The sequence below is a fragment of the Shinella daejeonensis genome (assembly GCF_024281235.1).
Classification (GTDB): Bacteria; Pseudomonadota; Alphaproteobacteria; order Rhizobiales; family Rhizobiaceae; genus Shinella; species Shinella daejeonensis.
Genome location: NZ_JAHWXY010000001.1, coordinates 764404 through 786611 on the forward strand (window position 1 = coordinate 764404; position 22208 = coordinate 786611).

Annotated in this window: 17 protein-coding genes; 10 read left to right on the top strand and 7 right to left on the bottom strand. The window is 65.6% G+C overall.

All coding sequences use genetic code 11. The features are described 5' to 3' along the window. The first annotated feature begins 178 nt into the window (after positions 1-178). The 5 genes from KYK29_RS03645 (at position 179) to KYK29_RS03665 (ending at position 7750) form a co-directional block, all read left to right on the top strand. The gene (locus KYK29_RS03645) at positions 179-1192 is read left to right on the top strand and encodes an AAA family ATPase (protein ID WP_254689477.1); all 1014 of its coding nucleotides are present in this window, start codon (positions 179-181) and stop codon (positions 1190-1192) included. 14 nt (positions 1193-1206) lie between these two features. Then, a complete protein-coding gene (locus KYK29_RS03650; protein ID WP_254689478.1) occupies positions 1207-2127 on the top strand; it encodes a DUF58 domain-containing protein in 921 nt (306 codons plus the stop codon). Then, the gene (locus KYK29_RS03655; RefSeq protein WP_254689479.1) at positions 2124-4925 is read left to right on the top strand and encodes a DUF4159 domain-containing protein; all 2802 of its coding nucleotides are present in this window, start codon (positions 2124-2126) and stop codon (positions 4923-4925) included. The genes KYK29_RS03650 and KYK29_RS03655 overlap by 4 nt, the downstream gene beginning before the upstream one ends. 1 nt (position 4926) lies before the next feature. Continuing rightward, positions 4927-6999, top strand: coding sequence for a hypothetical protein (locus KYK29_RS03660; protein ID WP_254689480.1), 2073 nt, complete (start codon positions 4927-4929; stop codon positions 6997-6999). 208 nt (positions 7000-7207) lie between these two features. Further along, a complete protein-coding gene (locus KYK29_RS03665; RefSeq protein WP_254689481.1) occupies positions 7208-7750 on the top strand; it encodes a glyoxalase superfamily protein in 543 nt (180 codons plus the stop codon). Positions 7751-7774: 24 nt separating this feature from the next. Here the strand turns inward: KYK29_RS03665 and KYK29_RS03670 are convergent, their stop codons facing one another. Continuing rightward, positions 7775-8281, bottom strand: coding sequence for a GNAT family N-acetyltransferase (locus tag KYK29_RS03670; RefSeq protein WP_254689482.1), 507 nt, complete (start codon positions 8279-8281; stop codon positions 7775-7777). Positions 8282-8580: 299 nt separating this feature from the next. On the opposite strand from KYK29_RS03670, the gene KYK29_RS03675 reads away from it, so the two are divergent. Further along, positions 8581-9570: a glutathione S-transferase family protein gene (locus KYK29_RS03675; protein WP_254689483.1), complete on the top strand. Its 990-nt coding sequence runs from the start codon at positions 8581-8583 to the stop codon at positions 9568-9570. A gap of 6 nt (positions 9571-9576) precedes the next feature. Here KYK29_RS03675 and KYK29_RS03680 read toward each other — a convergent pair whose 3' ends face one another. Continuing rightward, positions 9577-10077: an NUDIX domain-containing protein gene (locus tag KYK29_RS03680; RefSeq protein ID WP_437437214.1), complete on the bottom strand. Its 501-nt coding sequence runs from the start codon at positions 10075-10077 to the stop codon at positions 9577-9579. Between the two features lie 109 nt (positions 10078-10186). On the opposite strand from KYK29_RS03680, the gene KYK29_RS03685 reads away from it, so the two are divergent. The 3 genes from KYK29_RS03685 to KYK29_RS03695 all read left to right on the top strand — a co-directional run bounded on the left by KYK29_RS03685 (position 10187) and on the right by KYK29_RS03695 (position 12414). Then, positions 10187-11089: a metallophosphoesterase family protein gene (locus KYK29_RS03685; protein ID WP_254689484.1), complete on the top strand. Its 903-nt coding sequence runs from the start codon at positions 10187-10189 to the stop codon at positions 11087-11089. 133 nt (positions 11090-11222) lie between these two features. Further along, positions 11223-11573: a hypothetical protein gene (locus KYK29_RS03690; RefSeq protein WP_254689485.1), complete on the top strand. Its 351-nt coding sequence runs from the start codon at positions 11223-11225 to the stop codon at positions 11571-11573. A 1-nt stretch (position 11574) separates the two neighbouring features. Continuing rightward, on the top strand, positions 11575-12414 hold the full coding sequence (locus KYK29_RS03695; protein WP_254689486.1) for an anti-sigma factor family protein: 840 nt from the start codon (positions 11575-11577) through the stop codon (positions 12412-12414). A gap of 80 nt (positions 12415-12494) precedes the next feature. Here KYK29_RS03695 and leuA read toward each other — a convergent pair whose 3' ends face one another. From leuA to KYK29_RS03720, 5 genes are all read right to left on the bottom strand, one after another. Next, entirely contained in the window at positions 12495-14201 is a 1707-nt protein-coding gene (leuA, locus tag KYK29_RS03700; protein WP_254689487.1) for a 2-isopropylmalate synthase, read from the bottom strand. Positions 14202-14698: 497 nt separating this feature from the next. Then, complete coding sequence (locus KYK29_RS03705) at positions 14699-15277, bottom strand: ATP-dependent Clp protease proteolytic subunit (RefSeq protein WP_254689488.1); 579 nt, start codon at positions 15275-15277, stop codon at positions 14699-14701. 146 nt (positions 15278-15423) lie between these two features. After that, positions 15424-16344: a cation diffusion facilitator family transporter gene (locus KYK29_RS03710; RefSeq protein ID WP_254689489.1), complete on the bottom strand. Its 921-nt coding sequence runs from the start codon at positions 16342-16344 to the stop codon at positions 15424-15426. 163 nt (positions 16345-16507) lie between these two features. Then, the gene (locus KYK29_RS03715) at positions 16508-18691 is read right to left on the bottom strand and encodes an anthranilate synthase (protein WP_254689490.1); all 2184 of its coding nucleotides are present in this window, start codon (positions 18689-18691) and stop codon (positions 16508-16510) included. Between the two features lie 264 nt (positions 18692-18955). Beyond that, complete coding sequence (locus KYK29_RS03720) at positions 18956-21175, bottom strand: TonB-dependent hemoglobin/transferrin/lactoferrin family receptor (RefSeq protein ID WP_254689491.1); 2220 nt, start codon at positions 21173-21175, stop codon at positions 18956-18958. A 202-nt stretch (positions 21176-21377) separates the two neighbouring features. Here KYK29_RS03720 and KYK29_RS22440 point away from each other — a divergent pair, with 202 nt between their 5' ends. Beyond that, positions 21378-22205 carry an extensin-like domain-containing protein gene (locus KYK29_RS22440; protein WP_302795379.1) on the top strand — a complete coding sequence of 276 codons (828 nt, stop codon included), beginning with the start codon at positions 21378-21380 and terminating at the stop codon, positions 22203-22205. Positions 22206-22208: the final 3 nt, after the last annotated feature.

The window sequence follows — 22208 nt, forward strand, 5'->3', positions numbered from 1 at the left end:
TCCGTCCCGGTTGCTCCCTATCCCGTTTCCAGAAAGAGGTGGATGGACCCCGTCCTCCACGAGATAGTCATTTCACGGTCGCTTGTCAGCCATGAGAGGGCTAATAAGCTTGAAACCGGCGGACGGGCGCGGCGCGGCCGCGATTCGTCCGGCGCGAAACCGGCACTGGAGACCGACCATGGGCGTTGCCAATTCCCTCGAGACGAGCCTGGACGAGAAAACGGTGATCGCCGCCGCCGAACGGGCGCTGGCCGATATCGCCGCCATCCGCCGGGAAGTCGCCAAAGTGATCTTCGGCCAGGAAAGCGTCGTGGAGCACACCCTGCTTGCGCTCCTGTCCGGCGGGCATGCGCTGCTGGTGGGCGTGCCGGGGCTGGCCAAGACCAAGCTCGTCACGACACTTGGAACCGTGCTCGGCCTGTCGGCAAGCCGCATCCAGTTCACGCCGGACCTCATGCCGTCGGACATCCTCGGCTCGGAGGTGATGGACCAGGACGAGAACGGCAGACGGTCCTTCCGCTTCGTGCCCGGCCCGATCTTCACGCAACTGCTGATGGCCGACGAGATCAACCGCGCCTCGCCGCGCACCCAGTCGGCCCTGTTGCAGGCGATGCAGGAATATCACATCACCGTCGCCGGCGCGCGCAACGACCTGCCGAAGCCCTTCCATGTGCTCGCCACCCAGAACCCGCTGGAACAGGAAGGGACCTACCCGCTGCCCGAGGCGCAGCTCGACCGCTTCCTGTTGCAGGTCGACGTGAACTATCCCGACCTCGAGGCCGAACGGCGCATCCTGCTCTCGACGACCGGCGTCAGGGAGGCCGAGGCCGGCGCGGCCATCACCGCCGGCCGCCTGGAGGAAATCCAGATGCTGATCCGCCAGATGCCGGTGAGCGAAACCGTCCTCGACGCCATTCTCTCGCTGGTGCGCTCGGCCCGTCCCGGCCACGGCGTCGCCTCCACCGACAAGCACGTCGCCTGGGGTCCCGGACCCCGCGCCGGCCAGGCGATGATGCTTTGCGCCCGCGCCCGCGCGCTCTACGACGGCCGCCTCGCCCCCTCCGTCGACGACGTGATGGCGCTCGCCGAACCGGTCTTGCAGCACCGCATGGCGCTGACCTTCGCCGCCCGCGCCGATGGCATGTCCCTGCGCGACGTGATCGCCGATCTCGTCCGGCAGGCGAAAAACTGACCGGAGCGCGCGCGATGGCGACGATCGGACGGACGGTTCAGCCCACACCGACGCACGACGCGCTCTCGCGGGCGCAGGCGCGCGCCGCGCTCGTTCCCGACTGCATGGTCGAGGCCCGCCGCCTCGCCAATACCGTGATCGCCGGCTGGCATGGCCGCCGCAAACGCGGTATCGGCGAGAATTTCTGGCAGTTCCGTCCCTATGTCGACGGCGAAAGCCTCTCGCGCATCGACTGGCGGCGCTCGGCCCGCGACGATCATACCTACGTGCGCGACCGGGAATGGGAGGCAGCCCATACGGTATGGGTCTGGGCCGATCTCTCGCCCTCGATGATGTACGGCTCCACCCTCGCCCCGGTCTCCAAGGAAAGCCGCGCGCTGGTGCTGATGCTGGCGCTGGCCGAGATCCTCGCCCGCTCGGGCGAGCGCATCGGCTGCCCGGGCGTGCTGGAGCCTGTCGCCGCGCGTAATGCCGCCGAACGGCTCGCGGCCGCCCTGCTCCACGCCCACCCGGGCGAGGGCCTGCCGGACACCGGCATGATCCGTAGCTCAAGCGATATCGTGCTCTTCGGCGATTTCCTCGATCCCGTGGAAAGCGTGATGGAACGGCTTGCTCCCCTCGCCCGCCGGGGGCTGCGCGGCCATGTGGTGGAAGTGGCGGACCCTGCCGAGGAGATTTTCCCTTACGCCGGACGCACGGAATTCACCGACCCGGAGACCGGCCTGCGGCTCACCGCCGGACGCGCCGAACACCTGAGGGATGACTACACCCGGGCCTACCGGGCAAGACGGGACACGCTGGCAGACAGCCTGCGCCACCTCGGCTGGAGCTTCATTCCGCACCGGACCGACCGGCCCGCCTCCGAAGCGCTGGCCGCTCTTCACATGTATCTTTCCGGCCTGCCGGCGATGGCCGCAAGGGGCGAGAGCCGATGAGCGCCTTCGCCTTCGCCTTTCCTGCGGTTCTTGCGGCGCTCGTGCTGCTGCCGGCGATCTGGTGGCTGTTGCGGCTGACGCCGCCGAAGCCGCTCGTCGAGGTCTTTCCGCCGCTGGCCGTTCTCGCGACCGTGCTGAAACGCGAGGAAACACCGGCACGCAGCCCCTGGTGGCTGACGCTGCTGCGCATGGCGCTCGCCGCCGCCGTCATCCTCGCCATCGCCGATCCGGTCTTCAACCCGCGCGACAACACGCTCGCGACAAACGGTCCCCTCGCTCTGGTGATGGACAACAGCTGGGCGAGCGCCACGGACTGGCCGGCCCGGGTCACCGCCGCCGAAGCCCTGATCAGCGATGCGGAAGCCCGCGATCTGCCGGTTGCGCTGGTGCTGACGGCCGAACGACGCCAGGACGCCGTGCCCGTCGACGCCGCGACGGCACGCAAGCACCTCGCCGCCGCCGCGCCCCGCCCGCTGCCGGCAGACCGCATCCCCGCCATCGCCGCACTGCGCACGGCGCTCGACGGAACCACGCCCGGCACGCTCGCCTTCATCGGCGACGGCATCGCCGGGGAAGATGATGAAGACCCCGTCGCCGCCCTTCTTTCGCTTGCGCCGGCCGAATTCCGGCTGATCGAGGCGGACGGCGCCTCCGCTCTCGCCATCACCGCCGCCGAAAACGGCGCCGACGCCCTCACGCTCACCCTTACGCGGCTTGCCGGCAACAGCGAACGGACGGTGCCGCTCACCGCCCACGATGCACGCGGCAGGCCCATCGCGACAGGTACCGCGCATTTTGCAGCCGGCGAGACAACGGCCCGGGGCACGATCGCCGCGCCCTTCGAGCTGCGCAACGACTTCACCCGCGTGACGATCGACGGACTTGCCAACGCCGGCGGCACCTATCTGCTCGACGACGGTTTCCGCCGCCGCCGCGTGGCGCTTCTGTCCGGCGAAGTCGCGGATCCGGGCCAGCCGCTGCTGTCCCCGCTTCATTATATCGACCGGGCGCTGACGCCCTATGCCGATATCGTCCGGCCGAACGCCGCCGATCTTTCCGCCGCGGTGACCGAACTGCTCGAACAGAAGCCCTCGGTGCTGATCATGGCGGACATCGGCCGCCTGCCGGATATCGCGCAGGCCGAACTACGCGACTGGATCGAGGCGGGCGGCATGCTGGTGCGCTTCGCCGGCCCACGGCTTGCTGCAGCCCCCGCCGACGACCCCCTCGTGCCCGTGCTGCTACGCAAGGGCGAGCGTGCGCTCGGCGGCGCTTTTTCCTGGTCCGAACCGCAGTCGCTCGCCGCCTATCCGGCGGCAAGCCCGTTTTCCGGCATGCGCGCACCCGAAAATATCCTGGTGCAACGACAGGTGCTGGCCGAGCCGACGCCCGACCTTGCCGAGCGCACCTGGGCCAATCTCGCCGACGGAACGCCGCTGGTGACGACCGGGCCGCTTGGCGCGGGACGCATCGTGCTCTTCCATGTCAGCGCCGAGACCGGCTGGTCAAACCTGCCGCTTTCCGGCGATTTCGTCGAAATGCTGCGCCGGACCGTACAGCTCGCGCGCAGCGGCGGCGCTGCCGCCGGCAACGGCGGGCAGGCGAAGGCGCTGCCGCCCTACCGGCTCCTGACCGCAAACGGCACGCTCGCCGCCGCCACGGGCGAGGCCCGCCCGCTTGCGCCGCAGGACGGCGCGCCGAAAGCCGCGACCTTCGATAATCCGCCCGGCCTCTACGGCAGCGAGGAAGGCTATGTGGCGCACAACCTCCTGCCCCCCGGCCACACGATCCGCCCGCTTGCGGTTCCGGAGGCGACGACCGTGCTGCGCGAAGCGCTCGCCGGCGGTCAGACCCTGTCGCTGAAGCCCCATCTCTTCGCGCTCGCCGCGCTGCTGCTTCTTGCCGATTGCATCGTGGTGCTGCTCATGGCCGGGGCGTTTTCCGCCCGTGCGCCCGCGCGTCGTGCAACGGCGGCGCTTCTGGCGGCCTTCGTCGCAAGCGCGATCCTCGCCGCGCCGCAGGACAGCCGCGCCGCCGACGAAAAACCCGGCGACGCGGCGATCTTCTCCCGCCTCGACACAACTCATTTCGCCTATGTGACGACCGGCGAGGCGGAGGTGGACCGTATCTCGGAACGCGGCCTTGCCGGCCTGAGCGAATTCATCACCTACCGCACGGCGCTGGAGCCGGGCGCGCCGGTCGGCGTGGATATCGCCAGCGACGAGCTTTCCTTCTATCCGATCATCTACTGGCCGATCAGCGCGACGGCGCCGATGCCCGACAACGCCGCGGTCGCCCGCATCGACGCCTATATGCGCAACGGCGGCACGGTCCTCTTCGACACCCGCGACCAGATCGTCTCGCTGGACGGCGGCGCGGCGAGCGCCAATACCCGGCGCCTACAGGAAATTCTCGCCGATCTCGACATTCCGCCGCTGGAACCCGTTCCCGCCGATCATGTGCTGACCAAGGCCTTCTACCTGCTTGCGGACTTTCCCGGCCGCTACACCGGCAGTCCCTTGTGGATCGAGGCGCAGTTCGACCGCAGCGAGGACCAGTCGCGCCCGGCCCGCGGCGGCGACGGCGTTTCCCCGATCATGATCACCGGCAATGATTTCGCCGCCGCCTGGGCGGTCGACAACAACGGCATGGCCCTGCTGCCCACCGTGCCGCCCGACGAGATCCAGCGCGACCACGCCTTTCGCGTCGGCGTCAATATCGTGATGTACATGCTCACCGGCAACTACAAGGCCGACCAGGTGCATGTGCCGGCGCTGCTCGAACGGCTGGGGCAATGACATGACGGTACAATTTTCGCCGCTCCTGCCCTGGTGGGCCATCGCCCTCTTCGCCTTCGTCGCCCTTCTTCTGGCCGGTCTCGGCCTGTGGCGGGGCCTGCGCGGCGCGATGCTGCGGGCGACCGCGCTCGCCCTTATCACCGCCGCCCTCGCCAATCCCGTGATCCTGCAAGAAGACCGCGAGGCCCTCACCACCATCGTTCCCGTGGTCGTCGATCGCAGCCAGAGCCAGGACAATCCCGAACGGACAGCGATGACCGACGCGGCGCTTGCGGGACTGAAGGAGCGTCTCGCCCACTATCCGCGCATCGAGCCGCGCATCGTCGAGGCGAAGGACGACGCATCCGCCGAAGCGCCCTCCACCCGGCTTTTCGAGGCATTGTCGGCAGCCACGGCCGATGTGCCGCCGTCGCGTGTCGGCGGAGCGATCCTGATCACCGACGGTCAGGTGCACGATATTCCCGACGCCGATGCCGCCACGGGCTTCGACGCGCCGGTCCATGCGCTGGTCACCGGCCGGCCGGACGAGTTCGACCGCCGCATCGAGGTGGTGAACGCTCCCCGCTTCGGCATCGTCGGCGAACCGCAGGATCTCACCTTCCGCGTGATCGACGACGGCGCTGCTCCAGGCGGCGGCGCACGGGTGACCGTCCGCCTCAACGGCAACGAGATCGCCTCGGAGATCGCCACCCCCGGCACGGAGCAGCCGCTGCGCTTCACGATACCGCGCGGCGGCAACAATATCCTGGAATTCGAGGTCGACCCGCTCGACGGCGAGATCACCACGGCCAACAACCGTGCGGTCCACGTCGTCGAGGGCATCCGCGAGAACCTGCGCGTGCTGCTGGTCTCCGGCGAGCCGCACGCCGGCGAACGCGCCTGGCGCAACCTGCTCAAGTCGGACACCGCCATCGATCTCGTGCATTTCACCATCCTGCGGCCGCCGGAAAAGCAGGACGGAACGCCGATCAACGAACTGTCGCTGATCGCGTTTCCGACCCGCGAACTGTTCGTCGACAAGATCGGCGAGTTCGATCTGATCATCTTCGATCGCTACCAGCATCGCGGCGTGCTGCCGATCCTTTATTATGACAACATCGCCCAATATGTGGAAAACGGCGGCGCGCTGCTGATCGCCGCCGGGCCGGAGCACGCCGGCAACGATTCGATCGCCGGGACCCCGCTTTCCGTGGTCCTGCCGGCCTATCCGACCGGCGCGATGAACGAAACCGCCTTCTATCCGCGCCTGTCCGAAGAAGGGCGCAGGCACCCCGTGACGCGTGGCCTGGAAGGCGCGGAGAGCGAACCGCCGCACTGGGGCCGCTGGTTCCGCACCGTCGATGTCGGGCAGCCGCAGGGTCATGTCGTCATGGAAGCCAACGACGGCAAGCCGCTGCTCGTCCTTAACCGCGCCGGCAAGGGCCGTGTCGCCATGCTGCTGTCGGATCAGGGCTGGCTGTGGGCGCGCGGTTTCGAGGGCGGCGGTCCCCATGTCTCGCTCTACCGGCGCACCGCGCACTGGCTGATGCAGGAGCCGGCGCTGGAGGAGGAGGCCCTGACCGCCCGCGCCTTCGGCCGCACCTTGCAGATCGACCGCCAGACGATCGGCGATGCGCCGGGAACCGCGCGGCTGAAACTGCCGTCCGGCCGCACGCGGGACGTCAGCCTCGACGCCTTCCAGCCCGGCCTCTATCGCGCGGAAATCGATACGGCGGAAACCGGTCTCTACGAGATCGAGAACGACGGGCTGACGGCGCTCGTCCATGTCGGCATCGTCGACGCGCCGGAGTTCAAGGCGACCGTATCGACCACCGAAACCTTGACGCCTCTCGCCGAGGCGACGAAGGGCACGGTGCGCCGGCTGGTGGATGAAGCCGGCGACGCGGTTTCCCTTCCCGCGCTGCTTCCCGTCAACGGCCAGGTCCGCACCACGGACCGCAACCGCCTTTCGCTCCGCATGACCGACGAGACGGTGCTGAAGGGGGTCGACTCGCTAGCGCTTTTCGCCGGTTTCGCCGGCGTCGGCTTCCTGTTGCTGGCTTTCTCCGCCCTCTGGTATCGCGAAGGCCGTTGAAACCCCGGCACAGGGTCATCCGTTTTTCGCTGGCGCATCCGCCGTCCCTCGCCTATCGTGCCCGCACGGCCGGAGGCGGCCGGCAGACCCGCGCCTTTCATGGCATGGCGAACGCCTCCATAGACCAGAGCCTTACCGTTCATCGTTTGGCGAAGGCGTCGGCAATGCGGGCACTGACGAAGACTTCGCCCGAGCGAAAGGAACGGACATGCGCGATTATCGCGATGCCAAGGCCATGGCCAAAGCCATGCGGGAGGCCCTCGCCGCCCGCGATCTGCAAATCACCCATAGCGAAGCGCTGGAGATCGTCGCCCGCCAGTTCGGCCTGGAGACCTGGAACATCCTGTCGGCGAAGATGGAGCCGGCCGCCCTTCCGCCGGCCGGCAATATCGCCTTCGAGCAGGCCGTGCCGATCGTGCGCATCTTCGACGTGGCCAAGGCGCATGAATTCTATCTCGGCTTTCTCGGTTTCTCGGTCGATTGGGAGCACCGCTACGGCGATAGCTTCCCGCTCTATACCCAGGTCTCGCGCGGCGGCCTGCGGCTGCATCTCTCCGAGCATGCCGGCGACGCGACGCCCGGCTGCAATATGGTCGTCTATATGCGCGGCATCCGCGCCCTCCATGAAGAACTCATCGGGAAGAACTACCGTTACATGCGGCCCGGCCTGGAGGACGAGGGAACGCGGCTGGAGGTGACGGTGATCGATCCCTTCCAGAACCGTATCCGCTTCATGGAACTGAAGGACTGAGACGGCCGCGAGGCCGCCCGATCCTCATTCCCGCCATGCGATGACGCCTTTCAGGCGCTCGTGAACATCGGGCGTGAAGGGCGCGACCAGAACCCGGGCCGGGTCGACCGGGCCGGGAAACTCCAGCGCCTTGAAGGCGACTTTCTCAAAGCCGAGCGGCCCGTAATAGGGCGGGTCGCCGACGAGGATGACCGCCTCGGACCCCTTGCGGCGGGCCGCCTCAATCGCGATCCGCACCAGTTCGCGGCCGATCCCCCGGTTCTTGTGCGAGGATCGCACGGCCAGCGGGCCAAGCAGATGGCCTCTCACGCCGCCGGCCTGCACCGGCGTCATGCGGACCGAAGCGATGGTCTCGCCCCTGTCGTCACAGACAAAGGAAAGCGACCGGTCGTGCGGTCCCTGTTCGCGAATGCGCGCCGCCGCCCGGACGTGACGTCCGGGCCCGAAGGCCTCGGCATTGATGATTTCGATGATCGCGTCCCGGGACGCGTCTTCCGGCAGATAGGCAAGATCGTGCTTGAGCATGTTCATGAAGAGAGAAACCCTGTACGAAGCTGAGGATGCGCGGCTGCACGCGCGGGCGTGCGCGGAAGATAGCGTCAGCGTCGTCGTGGGGTTCCCATATAGAACATATCCGTCTTTCCATCATTCTTGCGCGCCAGCCGGCGCGCGAAAACCGATCTCCGGCATCCTCTTCGCCGATAGCAGAAAAACCCCGCCTGTCAAAGCGCAAAACGCACTGTTCAACGAATGGCGGCCTGTCGGGCACGGCCGCATGGGCTATGTATAGGACAAGAACCGTGCCCGACAGGCGCAAAAAGGAGAAGATCATGGGTATGCTCGTTGACGGCGTCTGGCATGACGTCTGGTATGACACGGAGTCCACCAAGGGCCATTTCGAACGTTCGGCGGCGCAATTCCGCAACTGGATCACCGCAGACGGCGCGCCCGGTCCGTCGGGGGACGGCGGTTTTGCCGCCGAGGCCGGCCGCTATCATCTTTATGTCTCGCTCGCCTGTCCCTGGGCGCATCGCACGCTGATCTTCCGCAAGCTGAAGAAGCTGGAGGACCTGATCTCCGTTTCGGTCGTCGACCCGCTGATGCTGGCCAGGGGCTGGGAGTTCAAGGACGGGGATGGCGACACCGTCGACCACCTGTTCGGCGCGGCGACCCTTGCCGACGTCTATCTCAAGGCAAACGCCCATTACAGCGGCCGGGTCACCGTCCCGCTGCTGTGGGACAAGAAACGGAACCGCCCCGTCTCCAATGAATCGGCGGAGATCATCCGCATGTTCAACACGGCCTTCGACGGGATTACCGGTTCGCGCGCCGACTATTATCCCGAGCCGCTTCGCGCCGGGATCGACGCGCTCAACAGCGAAATCTACGACACCGTCAACAATGGCGTCTACAAGGCCGGCTTCGCCACCACCCAGGAAGCCTATGCGGAAAATGTCGAGAAACTCTTCGCCATGCTCGACAGGCTGGAGGAACGCCTTTCCACCCGGCGCTATCTGACGGGCGAGCGGCTCACCGAGGCCGACTGGCGGCTCTTCACGACGCTGGTGCGCTTCGACGCTGTCTATGTCGGTCATTTCAAATGCAACATCCGGCGGATCGCCGACTATCCGAACCTCTCGGGCTATCTGCGCGAACTCTACCAGATGCCGGGCATCGCCGAGACGGTGAACATGCGCCACATCAAGGAGCACTATTATCGCAGCCACGCCACGATCAACCCGACCGGCGTCGTCCCCCTGGGGCCGCTCCTCGAGCTTGATGCCCCGCACGGGCGCGAGCGCCTGAAGGCTGCGGCCTGAGGAACGCTACCAGACATCGGAAAACGGCGCGCGGCCGGCGATTTCTTCGAGGCGGCGGCGCGTGGCCGCCGTGGTCCCGGCCGGAAGCTCGTCCAGCCTGAAGAAGGCGGCTTCCACGATCTCCCGGTCGGAGCGCCGCGGGGCGGTCTGGCGCACACGATCACAGCGATAGAAGAGAACGTGATCGCGCTTGCTGGTCTGCCGGTTGAAATAGACGTTGAGCAGCACCGGCGGCGCGCCGAAAACGAGGTTCCCCTCCTCCCTCAGTTCCTTGGCCAGCGCCTCGACCGCCGTTTCCCGCCGCTCGATGCCGCCGCCCGGCAGGTGCCAGCCCGGAACGTAGCTGTGCCGCACCAGGAAGATCCGCCCCGCCTCGTCGAAACAGGCGGCGCGCACCCCCATGGTCATGCCGCGCGTCCAGGCGAAACAGACATGCGCCAGCCGCAGGGCGAGACGTGCGGCAAGCCCCCTGCGCGGGCCTTCGGGAAAGGGCATCTTCGATTCCATTGCCGCACTTCGCTCCAGGCCGGCCGCCGAATCAAGCCGGTCGCGCAGAATCCGCGATATTTGTCCGTCCTCGCGTTTCCCTTCCGCCGCGAATGCTCTAATGAGAACCATGTTCAGACTTGCGCATATTTCGGACGTCCATCTCGGCCCCCTGCCCGCACTGACCTTCCTGGAACTCTTTTCGAAACGCATCACCGGTTTCGTGAACTGGCATCGCAATCGCCGTCGCCATCTCTTCGCCAACACGCTCGACATCGTGCTGGAGGACATCGAGCGGCGCGATCCCGACCATCTGGCGATCACCGGCGACCTCGTCAATCTCGCCAGCACCCTGGAGATTGCGGCGGCGCGGCAATGGCTGAACGCCGCCGGCACGCCGGAAAATATCTCCCTCGTTCCGGGCAATCACGACGCCTATGTGCGCGGGGCTTATGAAAAGGCCACCCGCGCCTGGTATCCCTACCTGCGCGGCGATGAAGCGCCGATGGAATGGGAGGAAGACCGGCATCTCTTTCCCTATCTGCGCGTGCGCGGCCCCGTCGCGTTGATCGGCTGCTCGACCGCCGTCGCGACGCCTCCCTTTTCGGCAAGCGGCTACTTCGGCAGGCGACAGGCGCGCGAGACGGTCAACCTGCTGCGCGAGGCCGGAAAGGCCGGCCTTTTCCGCGTGGTCATGATCCACCACCCGCCGATCCGTGGCGCGACCGCACTGCACAAGCGGATGATCGGCATCCGCCGCTTCGCCGCGACAATCTCCACCGGCGGCGCAGACCTCGTGCTGCACGGCCATACCCATCTCGACACCGTGCACTGGCTGGAGAGCGGCGGAAAGGCGGTGCCCGTCGTCGGCATCGCCTCCGCCTCGCAGGGACCGGGCGGGCACAGGCCCCCCGCCGGCTACAATCTGTTCGAGATTTCCGGCGGACCCGGCAACTGGAACCTGATGCGCGAACGCTATGCGCTGACGCCCGACGGCCTGGCGCTGACACTCGGCGAAACGACACGCTTTTGAAGAATATGCCAAACCACACGGATGCGAGGCCTTCCGGCTTGCGAAGCCGGGGGAGAATGTTTCATATCAGTCGGTCGCCACCCCAAAGGCGTGCAAAAAGAGCGACGATCCAGACCATCCCTTTGGAAAAACGATGCAGCCGGCGACACCATCCAGCAAGTTCCCTCCTCAATTGGTCGATATGCTGCCGAAACTGCGCCGTTTCGCCATGACCCTGACGCGTGGCGGCAACAATGCCGAGGGTCTGGCGCTCTCCTTCCGGCCGGAGGAGAGCCATAAGAGACCGGCGTGCATCGATGCGGACCGGCGGCACTGTCCGCGCATCGGCATCCCCTCCGCCGGGGCGGCTTGTTCCAGACAATTGCGCAGCCGGATCATGACGATGCCGAAGGGACGTTCCAGCGCCTTCCCGCTCCTGAACGTCGAAGGCCACAACGACCGGACGGCCGCCATGATCGCGGAAGCGACGGAAAGGAAGGCCTGACGTGGACAGCACACAGGGTTTCCCGCTGGAAGTGCGGCTATCGGCCTATCTCGACGGTCGGCTCCCGGAGGCGGAAATGGAAGAGATCGATACATTGCTGGCAAACGACGCGGACGCCCGCGCGGTCCTGGGAAGGCTGAGAACCGGCAGCGCGTCCGATATGCGCGCCTTCGGGACACCGTCGCAGGAGCCGGCTCCGGCAGCGCCGGCGAAGGCAATAACCGAGGCCGCCGCGCCGAAGGCCGGGACACCGCCGGAAAGCGTCGGTCCCGCCGCGGCAAGGGTGTCGCGCCGCCGCCGGCGTTTCTGGATGCAGACCATTTCCGCCTCGCTCGCCCTCTTCCTTGCAGGTGCCGCCGCCGGATACCTGATCGCCATGGGACGGGAGGCCGGCACACCGCCGCAGATCGCAGTCACCCGTGGCTGGCTCGACGATATCGCCGATTACCATCGCATCTATTCGCGCCAGACCCGCCACCTGACGGAAGTTCCCGCCGGCGACGACGATCATATCGTCGAATGGCTGAGCGCCAGCACCGGCGTCACGTTCCGGCTGCCCGACCTTTCGGCGCAGAAGCTGATCTTCGAAGGCGCGCGCCTGCTGGTGGCCGGCGGCAAACCGACCGGCCAGCTTCTCTATCGCGACACGGACGGAGAGATCTTCGCGATCTGTTTCCGTCAGGGCGAGCCGGTCGAGAGCCGGACGGCCCTGACGGAGAACATGCGCAACGATATCGGCCTGGTTTCCTGGCAGCGGGGCACCGCGGTCTTCGTCGTCGTCGGTCCTTCCGCCGACCCCGACCTGGAACGGCTGGCGGAGACGGTTTCCACCACGATCTGACGGTATGATCCTGGCCGATCGGGCCATCGGTGCGTCTCCCGCCGCAGGAAATCCGGCGGGAGACGGGCGGATTGCCGTCGTCAGCGCCGTTCGGCGAGCACGCGGTTGGCGGCCGAGACGATCGCCTCCAGCGAGGCGGCCACGATATTGGTGTTGATCCCCACCCCGAAGAGCCGGCCGCCGGGATGCTCCACCTCCACATAGGCGATCGCCGCGGCGTTGGAACCGTGTTGCAGCGAATGTTCCGAATAGTCGGCAACCGACATCGGAATGCCGAGATAGATCGAAAGCGCGTTGATGAAGCCGTCGATCGGGCCGGTGCCCGTGCCTTCGATCTTCTTGGCCTCGCCGCCGTCCGTGATATCGGCGCCGACGATCCGCACGCCCTTGCTCTCCGGATCGGGATAGGTGTGGTGATCGACGAAGCGCAGGCGCGTGCCGGGCTGCGTCACGTAATGCTCCATGAAGCGTTCGTAGATGCGCTTCGAGGGCAGTTCCACGCCTTCCTCGTCGGTGATGCGCTGGATTTCCTCACGGAATTCCACCTGCAGGTTGCGCGGCAGGTTGATGCCGTGATCGGCCTGAAGGATATAGGCGATGCCGCCCTTGCCCGACTGCGAGTTGATGCGGATGATCGCCTCGTAGGAGCGGCCGACGTCCTGCGGGTCGATCGGCAGATAAGGCACTTCCCACAGCGGCTTGTTGGCCGTCCTGATGGCCTTCATGCCCTTGTTGATGGCGTCCTGATGCGAGCCGGAAAAGGCGGTGTAGACCAGTTCGCCGACATAGGGATGACGATCCGCAATGGCCATTTCGTTCGAATATTCATAGACGTCCTTGATCCGCTCGATATCCGAGCAATCCAGCATCGGATCGACGCCCTGCGTGTACATGTTGAGCGCCAGTGTCACCACGTCGACGTTGCCGGTGCGCTCGCCGTTGCCGAACAGCGTGCCCTCGACGCGGTCCGCCCCCGCCATCAGGCCGAGTTCGGTGGCGGCGATGCCGGTGCCGCGGTCGTTGTGCGGATGCAGCGACACGATGATGTTGTCGCGATTGTCGAGATTGCGGCACATCCATTCGATCTGGTCGGCATAGACGTTGGGCGTCGCCATCTCGACGGTGGAGGGCAGGTTGAGAATGAGCTTGTTGTCGGCCGTCGGCTTCACGATCTCGGCCACCGCGTTGCAGATCTCCAGAGCCACCTCCAGCTCGGTGCCGGTGAAGCTTTCCGGCGAATATTCGAAGCGGTAGTCGCCGCCCGCCTTGGCCGCCATGTCCATGATCATGCTGGCCGCGTCGGTGGCGATCTGCTTGATGCCGGCGACGTCCTTGGCGAAGACCACCCGGCGTTGCAGCTCGCTGGTGGAATTGTAGAAATGGATGATCGGCCTGTGCGCGCCCTCGAGCGCCTCGAAGGTGCGGGTGATCAGTTCCGGCCGGCACTGGACCAGAACCTGCAAGCTCACGTCGTCCGGCACATTGCCTTCCTCGACGCACCAGCGGTTGAAATCGAAATCCGTCTGCGAGGCGGAGGGAAATCCGACCTCGATCTCCTTGAAGCCCATGTCGACGAGCAGCTTGAACATCCGCGCCTTGCGGTCATGCCCCATGGGATTGACCAGCGACTGGTTGCCATCGCGCAGGTCCACCGAACACCAGATCGGCGCCTTGGAGATGACCTTCGACGGCCACGTGCGATCCGGCAGGGCGACCTGCGGATAGGGCTGATACTTGACGGCGGCTTCAGGCATGCCCTGCCTGGGGGAATAGGTCTTCACAATCATCGCGTTTACTCTTCGTGTCCCGGCATTCGCCAGATCCGTCTTAGCGCAGCGAAAGTCGCTTGGCGACGGCGAATGCCGGCCCTCATGGGCCGGAGGCGGATCAGAAAATGGGATTCGAGGAGCTATGGCCTGGCGGGCTGTTCGGCCGCCGGGCGCTCCTCAACGGACCCGGCAACCGCGCGTAAGGCCGAGAAGAAGAAGCGAGGAGAAGCCGCGCGAACGCTCGCGGACGGCAGCACGGCCGCGCGAAACCCGTTCGATGATCTGTACGCCGGTCTTCAACATGACCCGGCTTATAGCCGGGGCGCGGCGCAAGCGCAAGCGTGCAGGCAGGGATTTTCGATGAAGGGGCGCCGGCTCGACGCTGCGGGAGCCCTTCACCGAAGGGCGCCCTCCCCCCCGACGGAGGGCTCCGGCGGGGGAGAGGCGGTATTCCGGTCGTTTCCTTCCTCCGATTGCGGCGGGAAATCCCCGGAAAACGCAGGAAGGCGTCGACGTCAGATGTCGGCCTGCGCCGTCACGATCCGCGAAACGAGGCCATAGGCCTTGGCGTCCTCGGCGGAAAGCCAGTAGTCGCGGTCGGTATCCTTGGCGATCTTCTCGACGGGCTGGCCCGTGGCCTCGGCGAAGATCGCGTTCAGGCGTTCGTTCATCTTGATGATCTCGCGCGCCTGGATCTCGATATCGGAGGCCATGCCGCGCGTGCCGCCGGACGGTTGATGCAGCAGGAAACGCGTGTTGGGCAGGCAGATGCGGCGTTCCTTCGGCGCGGCGACATAGATCAGCGCACCGGCGGAGGCGACCCAGCCCGTCCCGATCATCCAGACCTTCGGCTTGATGAACTTGATCATGTCATGGATCGAATCGCCCGATTCGACATGGCCGCCCGGCGAGTTCACATAGATGCGGATGTCGTCGTCGCTGGCTGCGGCCAGCGCCACCAGTTGCGAGCAGACCTTCTGCGCCAGCTCCTGGTTGATCGGCCCGTAGATGAAGATCGAACGCGACTTGAAAAGGTTCGCCTCCGTTTCCTTGCCCAACGGCAGTTCCGTTTTCTTGTCGTCCTCGTCGCTCATCCAAAATCTCCGGCATTGATCGGTCAGGTAAGTCTGTCGCTGTCAGATAGTGCGACTCATCCGCCAAGACAATGCAACAAAACAGCCGCCCGGGGATAGAGCATGCGTGCGACGCCCGCAAACAGGGTAAACGTCGCCGCCGGGGCTCATCGCGTCGCCGCAGGCGTAACGCGCACGCGCTCCCCATGCGCCTTTTCCGTCTCCGGCTCCACATGGATGGCGATCCGCGCCCCCGGTTGCGCCTTGCGGATCGCCTCCTCCAGCCGGTCGCAGATGTCATGCGCGGCCCCGACGGACATGGCGGCCGGCACGACGAGATGAAAATCGACAAAGGTCGCCTGCCCTGCCCGGCGGGTCTTGAGGTCGTGCACGCCGAGCGACCCGTCCCCATGCGCGGCGATGGCCGCCTTGATCGCCGCCGCTTCCTCCGGCTCCACGGCACGGTCCATCAGCCCGTCGACCGAATGGGCGATGACCCGCCAGCCCTGATAGAGGATATGGAGCGCGACGACGACCGCGAGCAGCGGATCGAGAATGGCAAGGCCCGTGACGATAGCGAGAATAAGCCCGGCGAGCACTCCGACGGAGGTCACCACATCCGAAAGGACATGCTGGCCGTCGGCGGCAAGCGCCGGCGAACGATAGCGCCGCCCCGCCCGGATCAGCACCATGGCCCAGGCCGCATTGATCAGGCCCGCGAGGAAGTTGACGGCAAGCCCCGGAACCGGCGCCTCCAGGACTCTCGGAGCGAAGAGCGCCGGTACGGCCTCGAAAAGGATGAGGATCGCGGCAACGGCGATCAGCACGCCTTCCAGAACCGCCGAAAGATATTCAGCCTTGTGATGACCGAAGGGATGGCTGCGGTCGGCCGGCTTCGCCGCATAGGTGACCGCCGCGAAGGCCGCCACCGCCGCCACCACATTGACGGTCGATTCCAGCGCATCCGAAAGCAGCGCCACCGATCCCGTCAGCCACCAGGCGAGAAGCTTCAGGCCCATCACGAAAAGCGACAACGGGATGCCGAAAAGCGCGATCCGCTTGATCGTCGCCGTATTCCTGTCCGTCATGGGTCTCTCCCGTGCAGATGCGACCGAATTGCAGGATTTGCGCCCTTCAACGCAAAACCGCGCGCACGGGGACGTGCACGCGGTCTTTTCTCATGCGGTTCTATGAACCCGATCGCAGCCCTTGTCAAAGCCGCACGCCATCGGCCCGCAAACGCGTCCGGCTCTACGCCGCGCTCCCCTTCTTCGACAGGCGGGCCACCACGTTCTCGATCATCCGCATGCCGGCATCCTGACCAAGCGTCATGATCGACTCGGGATGGAACTGCACCGCGGCCACCGGCTCGCTGGCATGCTCGATCCCCATGATCGTGCCGTCCTCGCTTTCCGCCGTGATGATGAAATCGCGCGGCAGCGTGGCCGGATCGGCGAAGATCGAATGATAGCGGCCGACCGTCACCTCACGGCCGAGACCGGAAAAGACGATGCCCGGCTCCAGCACGCGGATGCGCGAGGGCTTTCCATGCATCGGCACCGCAAGCTGGCGCAATTGTCCGCCATAGGCCTCCGCCAGCGCCTGTAGTCCGAGGCAGACCCCGAAGATCGGCAACTTGCGGGCGCGCGCCTTGGCGATCGTCGCCTTACAGTCGAAATCCTTCGGGCTCCCGGGACCCGGCGAAAGGACCACGAGATCCGGCCGGAGCCGCTCGAAAGTCTCCTCCGGCACGGGCGTGCGCACCGTCGTCACCGTGGCGCCCGTCTGGCGGAAATAATTGGCGAGCGTATGGACGAAGCTGTCCTCGTGATCGACGAGCAGGATATTCACCCCGGCGCCGACGGCGGCGACGTCGCGTTTCGAGGCGCCGGACTGACCGGCCTTGGCGTCACGGATGGCAGCGATCATGGCGGAGGCCTTCAGTTCGGTTTCGGCTTCTTCTTCTTCCGGGTTGGAATCGTAAAGCAGCGTCGCTCCGGCGCGCACTTCGGCAATCCCGTCCTTGATGCGAATGGTGCGCAGCGTCAGCCCGGTGTTCATATCGCCATTGAAGCCGACCATGCCGATCGCCCCGCCGTACCATGCCCGCGGGCTCTTCTCATGCGCCTCGATGAAGCGCATCGCCCACAGTTTCGGCGCGCCGGTGACGGTCACCGCCCAGGCATGGGAGAGAAACCCGTCGAAGGCGTCCATATCGTCGCGCAACCGCCCTTCGATATGGTCGACCGTATGGATGAGGCGCGAATACATCTCGATCTGCCGGCGGCCGATGACCTTGACGGAGCCCGGTTCGCAGACGCGGCTCTTGTCGTTGCGGTCGACGTCGGAGCACATCGTAAGCTCCGACTCGTCCTTCTTCGAATTCAGCAGCTTCAGGATCTGCTCGCTGTCGGCGATCGGGTCGTCGCCGCGCTTGATGGTGCCGGAAATCGGGCAGGTCTCGATGCGCCGGCCCGAAACCCGCACGAACATCTCCGGCGAAGCCCCGACCAGATACTCCTGATCCCCCAGATTGATGAAGAAGGAATAGGGCGACGGGTTGATCGCCTTCAGGCGGCGGGAAATTTCCGACGGCTTGCTGTCGCAGCGCTCGAAGAACTTCTGGCCCGGAACCACCTCGAACAGGTCGCCGCGGCGGAAGCTCTCCTTGGCCTTGACGACGAGTTCGGCATATTCGCCCGGCCGATGATCGCCATGCGGCGGCACGGTATCGACGGCGCGGAACGGGTCCGCTGCAATGGCCGCCTGCCGGTTCTCGGTCGTCAGGCCGTCATGCGTGAAATCGTAGCGGTCGAACCACGCCTTGGCGGCATAGTGATCGACCACAAGGATCTCGTCCGGCAGAAACAGCACCATGTCGCGCTGGCCGGCCGGCCGCTCAAGCTTCAGGTCGATGGCGTCGAACTGGAAGGCGAGATCGTAGCCGAAGGCTCCGTAGAGCCCGAGGTTGGAATCTTCCGCCGAATGGAAAAGGTCGGTCACCGCACGAAGGACGGTGAAGACCGTGGGCATCTTGGACCGTTCTTCCTCGTTGAAGACCCGCTCGGGCGCCGTGACGGAAAGGTCGAGGCGGGTCGCCGTGCGCGCACCGAGAACCAGTTCCGGCACCGTGGCGAGCCGCGCGGCGATGAGGGAGAGCAGGACCTCGCCGCGCCCGTTATAGGCTTCGATCCAAACCGAGCGGCCGAAGGAGGAAATGGCAAGCGGCGGATCCACGACGGCGGTGTCCCAGCGGGTATAGCGGCCGGGATACTCGTAATTCGAGGAAAAGACCGCGCCACGCCGGGAGTCCAGCATCTCGACGCAACCGTCGATGGCCTTGGCGTAATCCGCCTCGCGGCGTCGCCGCGTGACGGTAACGCCGCCTCGGGTCAAGTAGGTTTCCACGCCGTCTTCCAGCACTCTCGTGGCCATTTCGCTTCTCCGTTTCCAGGCCCGGTTTCCGCGCGGCCGAAATGAAAAAGCCGCCTCGAAATCTCCGGGCGGCTTGTCGTCTCAATCATGCACATGACTGGTCAAGGCCGCCTCAGCGCGCCCACCACCAGTTAGCGATGTTGTTCATCTTCCTCATGGCGGAAAGTGTTAGCGCGAAGCAGAGGGGCGCGCAAGAGGCGCAACCACACAACGACATGAAAGGGCGGCCTGGGCCGCCCTTCGCATATTCATCAGATCGACACGTCAGAAGCGCTGCGTTAGCGAGATCTTGAACGACCGTCCCACCTCGGAGAAATACGGCTGCGTCGCAGGCGTCACCGTCGCGGAGCGGACGTTGATGGCGTCGTAGTATTCCTTGTCGAAAAGGTTGTAGACACCGGCGCGAACCGTCAGGCCTTCGACTTTCTCCGGGCTCCACCAGGCCGTCAGATCGACGATGCCGTAGCCCGGCGCCTTGAAGGTGGCGGTCGACTTGTCGGAGACGGCTTTCGCGCCGATCCAGGTCAGGTCGGTGCCCCAGGTCTCAGTCGCGTAACCGACGCCGAGCACGGCCTTCAACGGCGCCACCGACGCGAGATAGGCGCCCGTGTCGAGGTTCTCGCCCTTGGCATAGGCGAGCGCGCCGTTGACATGGAAGCCGTTGTCGAAGCGCTTGTGCACAGCAAGTTCGACACCCATGATGCGAACCTTGTCGAGGTTCTGGAATTCCGTCACACCCATCGGATAGGTCGGATCGAAACCGAGCGTGACAGCCTCGATGAAGTTGCGGTAGCGGTTGTGGAAGGCACTGAAGCGCCCGCCGAAGTCCTCGTCACCGAGGCGCGCGCCGACCTCGAAGCCGTGGCTGGTTTCTGAATCGAGACCCGCATTGCCGCGCCGCAGATAGGTGCCGGGGCCGCCGAACGTGCTGTAGAGTTCACCCGCCGTCGGCGCACGGAAGCCCATCGCCCATTGGCCGTAGACTTCGACCAGATCGCTCGGGCGATATGCGAGACGCAGTTTCGGCGAGATTGCCGAGTCGCTGAATTCCGCCGGCAGGGCCGGACTCGCGTAGTTGTTGGCAAAGGCGTCCGTCATCTTGGGTGTGCGTTCGACCCAGTCAAAGCGCACGCCAGGCGTCAGATAGAAGCCGCTCGTTCCGAAGCCGATCTCGTCGTCCAGGAAAATGCCGAACCTCTTGCTGTCGACGCGCGGTTCGTCGGCCTGGTTCGTGTGCAGGAAGTTGCAGCCGAAAAGGGCTGGCGGATAGGGCGGCGGACCGCAATTGTCGGTACCGGAAGCATACTGCTCTGCGCGACCGGTCGCGAGGTCGAGGCCGGCCACGACGCGGTGGGTGAGATCGCCCGTCGTGAAGGTCTTCTCCGCGGAGCCCACGAAGCCGAATGTCTGCTCTTCGTAGTCGTTCTGACGGGTGATATCGCCGAGCGGCGCGCTGGTGTAGCGAACCCCTTCGTACCCGTCGCTGCGCAGCTGCTTGAGCCAGTAAAGCGAAGCCACAGCCGAATCGAAGAACCCGCCGCCGTCATAGGCATAGTCGAGCGAGACACGGTCGCGGTCGGCGTCCTTGAACGTGTTGTATTCGCCCGGCCGGTAATTGCCGGCGAGAGACTGCGCTCTCCGGTCATCCGTTTCGAGTTCCTTGCGGAACCGCTCGGCCGTCACGCCGAACATATGACCGCTTTCCGCATAGTGGCGGACCTTGAAGAGCAGGTTGTGCTGGTCGTAATCCGCCGGATTCGCTTCCGTCCGTGTAGAGTCGTAGCCGCCGATATTGCCTTTGGTCCGAGTCTCGTCTCCCCTCTTGTAGGAGCCCTGGAAGAGCACCGAGGTATTCTCGAAACGCTTGGCGACCGCGGCGGACGGCGCGAAACTGTTGTCGCTGCTGTCATAGGTGAACTTGGCGATTCCGCCCCAGTCGCGACCCTCGCGGATGAGATCCTCGGGCTCCAGCGTACGCAGTCCGAGCGCGCCGCCCAGCGCGCCGCCGCCGGCACGGCTGGAATCCGAACCGCGCATGACATCGACCGCAGACAGGGCGGAGAAGTCGAAGGCGTCGACGCCGCCGCTGGCACCGCGGGTCGTATCGAAGAGATAGGGGACAGGAATGCCGTCGATCGTGGTCAGGACGCGCGGGCCTTCCAGCCCACGGATATTCACGGCGCCCGTGTTTCGGTTGAAGTTCACACCCGGCTCAAGGCTGCGCCCGAGATCTTCGATACTGGTGATCTGCTTCGCCTCGATTTCAGCGGCTGTGGTCGTCGTTGCCAGCGGCGTATCGGCAATGCCCGTGCCTACGTTCTGGACCCGTTTGCCCTTGACGACAATTGGCTGAAGCGTCGTACTACCTTCGGTAGAGGCTTCGTCCTGGGAAGCATCCTGTGCGGATACAGATGTGGCGGAGAGCGACATGACGGCGAGCGCCGTGCATGCCAGGAGAGCGGAACGAAGGCACCGGGCCTGCATGTCTGATCCTCATCGAGTTCGAGCCGCACAAAACCGCATGGCAGCGCTAAAGCGCCGCCATGGTCAGGCCCGGCGGAAGTATGGCAAAAGCGTGGTCACGGCGTTTTTTCGCCTTGTTCATCGCTAGGAAACATGAATACTAATGTCAACATATAAAATATGACTTTGTGGCTCAACTATCGAACCGTTGCATCGAATCCACATGCCGCGGTCGCATGGCGCCTGCAACCAAACCAGACCTGACGCGTTTTTCACCTGCACAACAGGAGACGCGCTCATTCCCGGTTACCGATCCATTTCCATCGTCATCGCCGTATTTCTTGCCGCCGGCAGCACCTCTCTTCCGCGGGAAGGTCCCCTGCCCGTCCCCCGGTCACAGGGCCACGGACAGCCGGCGGAACGGCCGGAAGCGGCGCGGACCGAAACACCGCAGGATGACGGAAAAACCGCCGGAAATCCCAATGAAGACGAGACCGCGGCGGCCTTCGCCGCCTGCCGCGAAGCCTTGCGCGCGGCAGGCGCGGATTTCGAAGAGGCCGAAGCAATGTCGGAAGGTCCGTCCTGCGGCATCGAGCGGCCGATCCGGCTGGCGGAACTTCCCGGCGGCGTGAAGGTCGAGCCGGCGGCGACCCTGCGCTGCGAGACCGCGCTGCAACTGGTGCGCTGGATGGAGGGATCGGTGAAGCCTTCGCTTGAAGCCGCCATGCCGGGAGAGGCGATCACCGGCCTTTCCCAGGCGTCGGCCTATGTCTGCCGCAATCGCAACAATGCCGCCGGCGGCAAGGTCTCCGAACACGCCTTCGGCAACGCCGTCGATATCGCAGCCTTCACGCTCAGGAGCGGCGCGACCGTGACCATCCGCCCCGTCGAACGCGATTCCACGCTGGAGGGCGCATTCCAGCGGGCGATCACCGAAGCCGCCTGTCTCTATTTCACGACCGTTCTCGACCCGGGCAGCGACGCCGCGCATGAGACGCATCTGCATCTCGACGTGAAAGCGCGGCGCGGCGGCTACCGCTACTGCTGGTAGGGT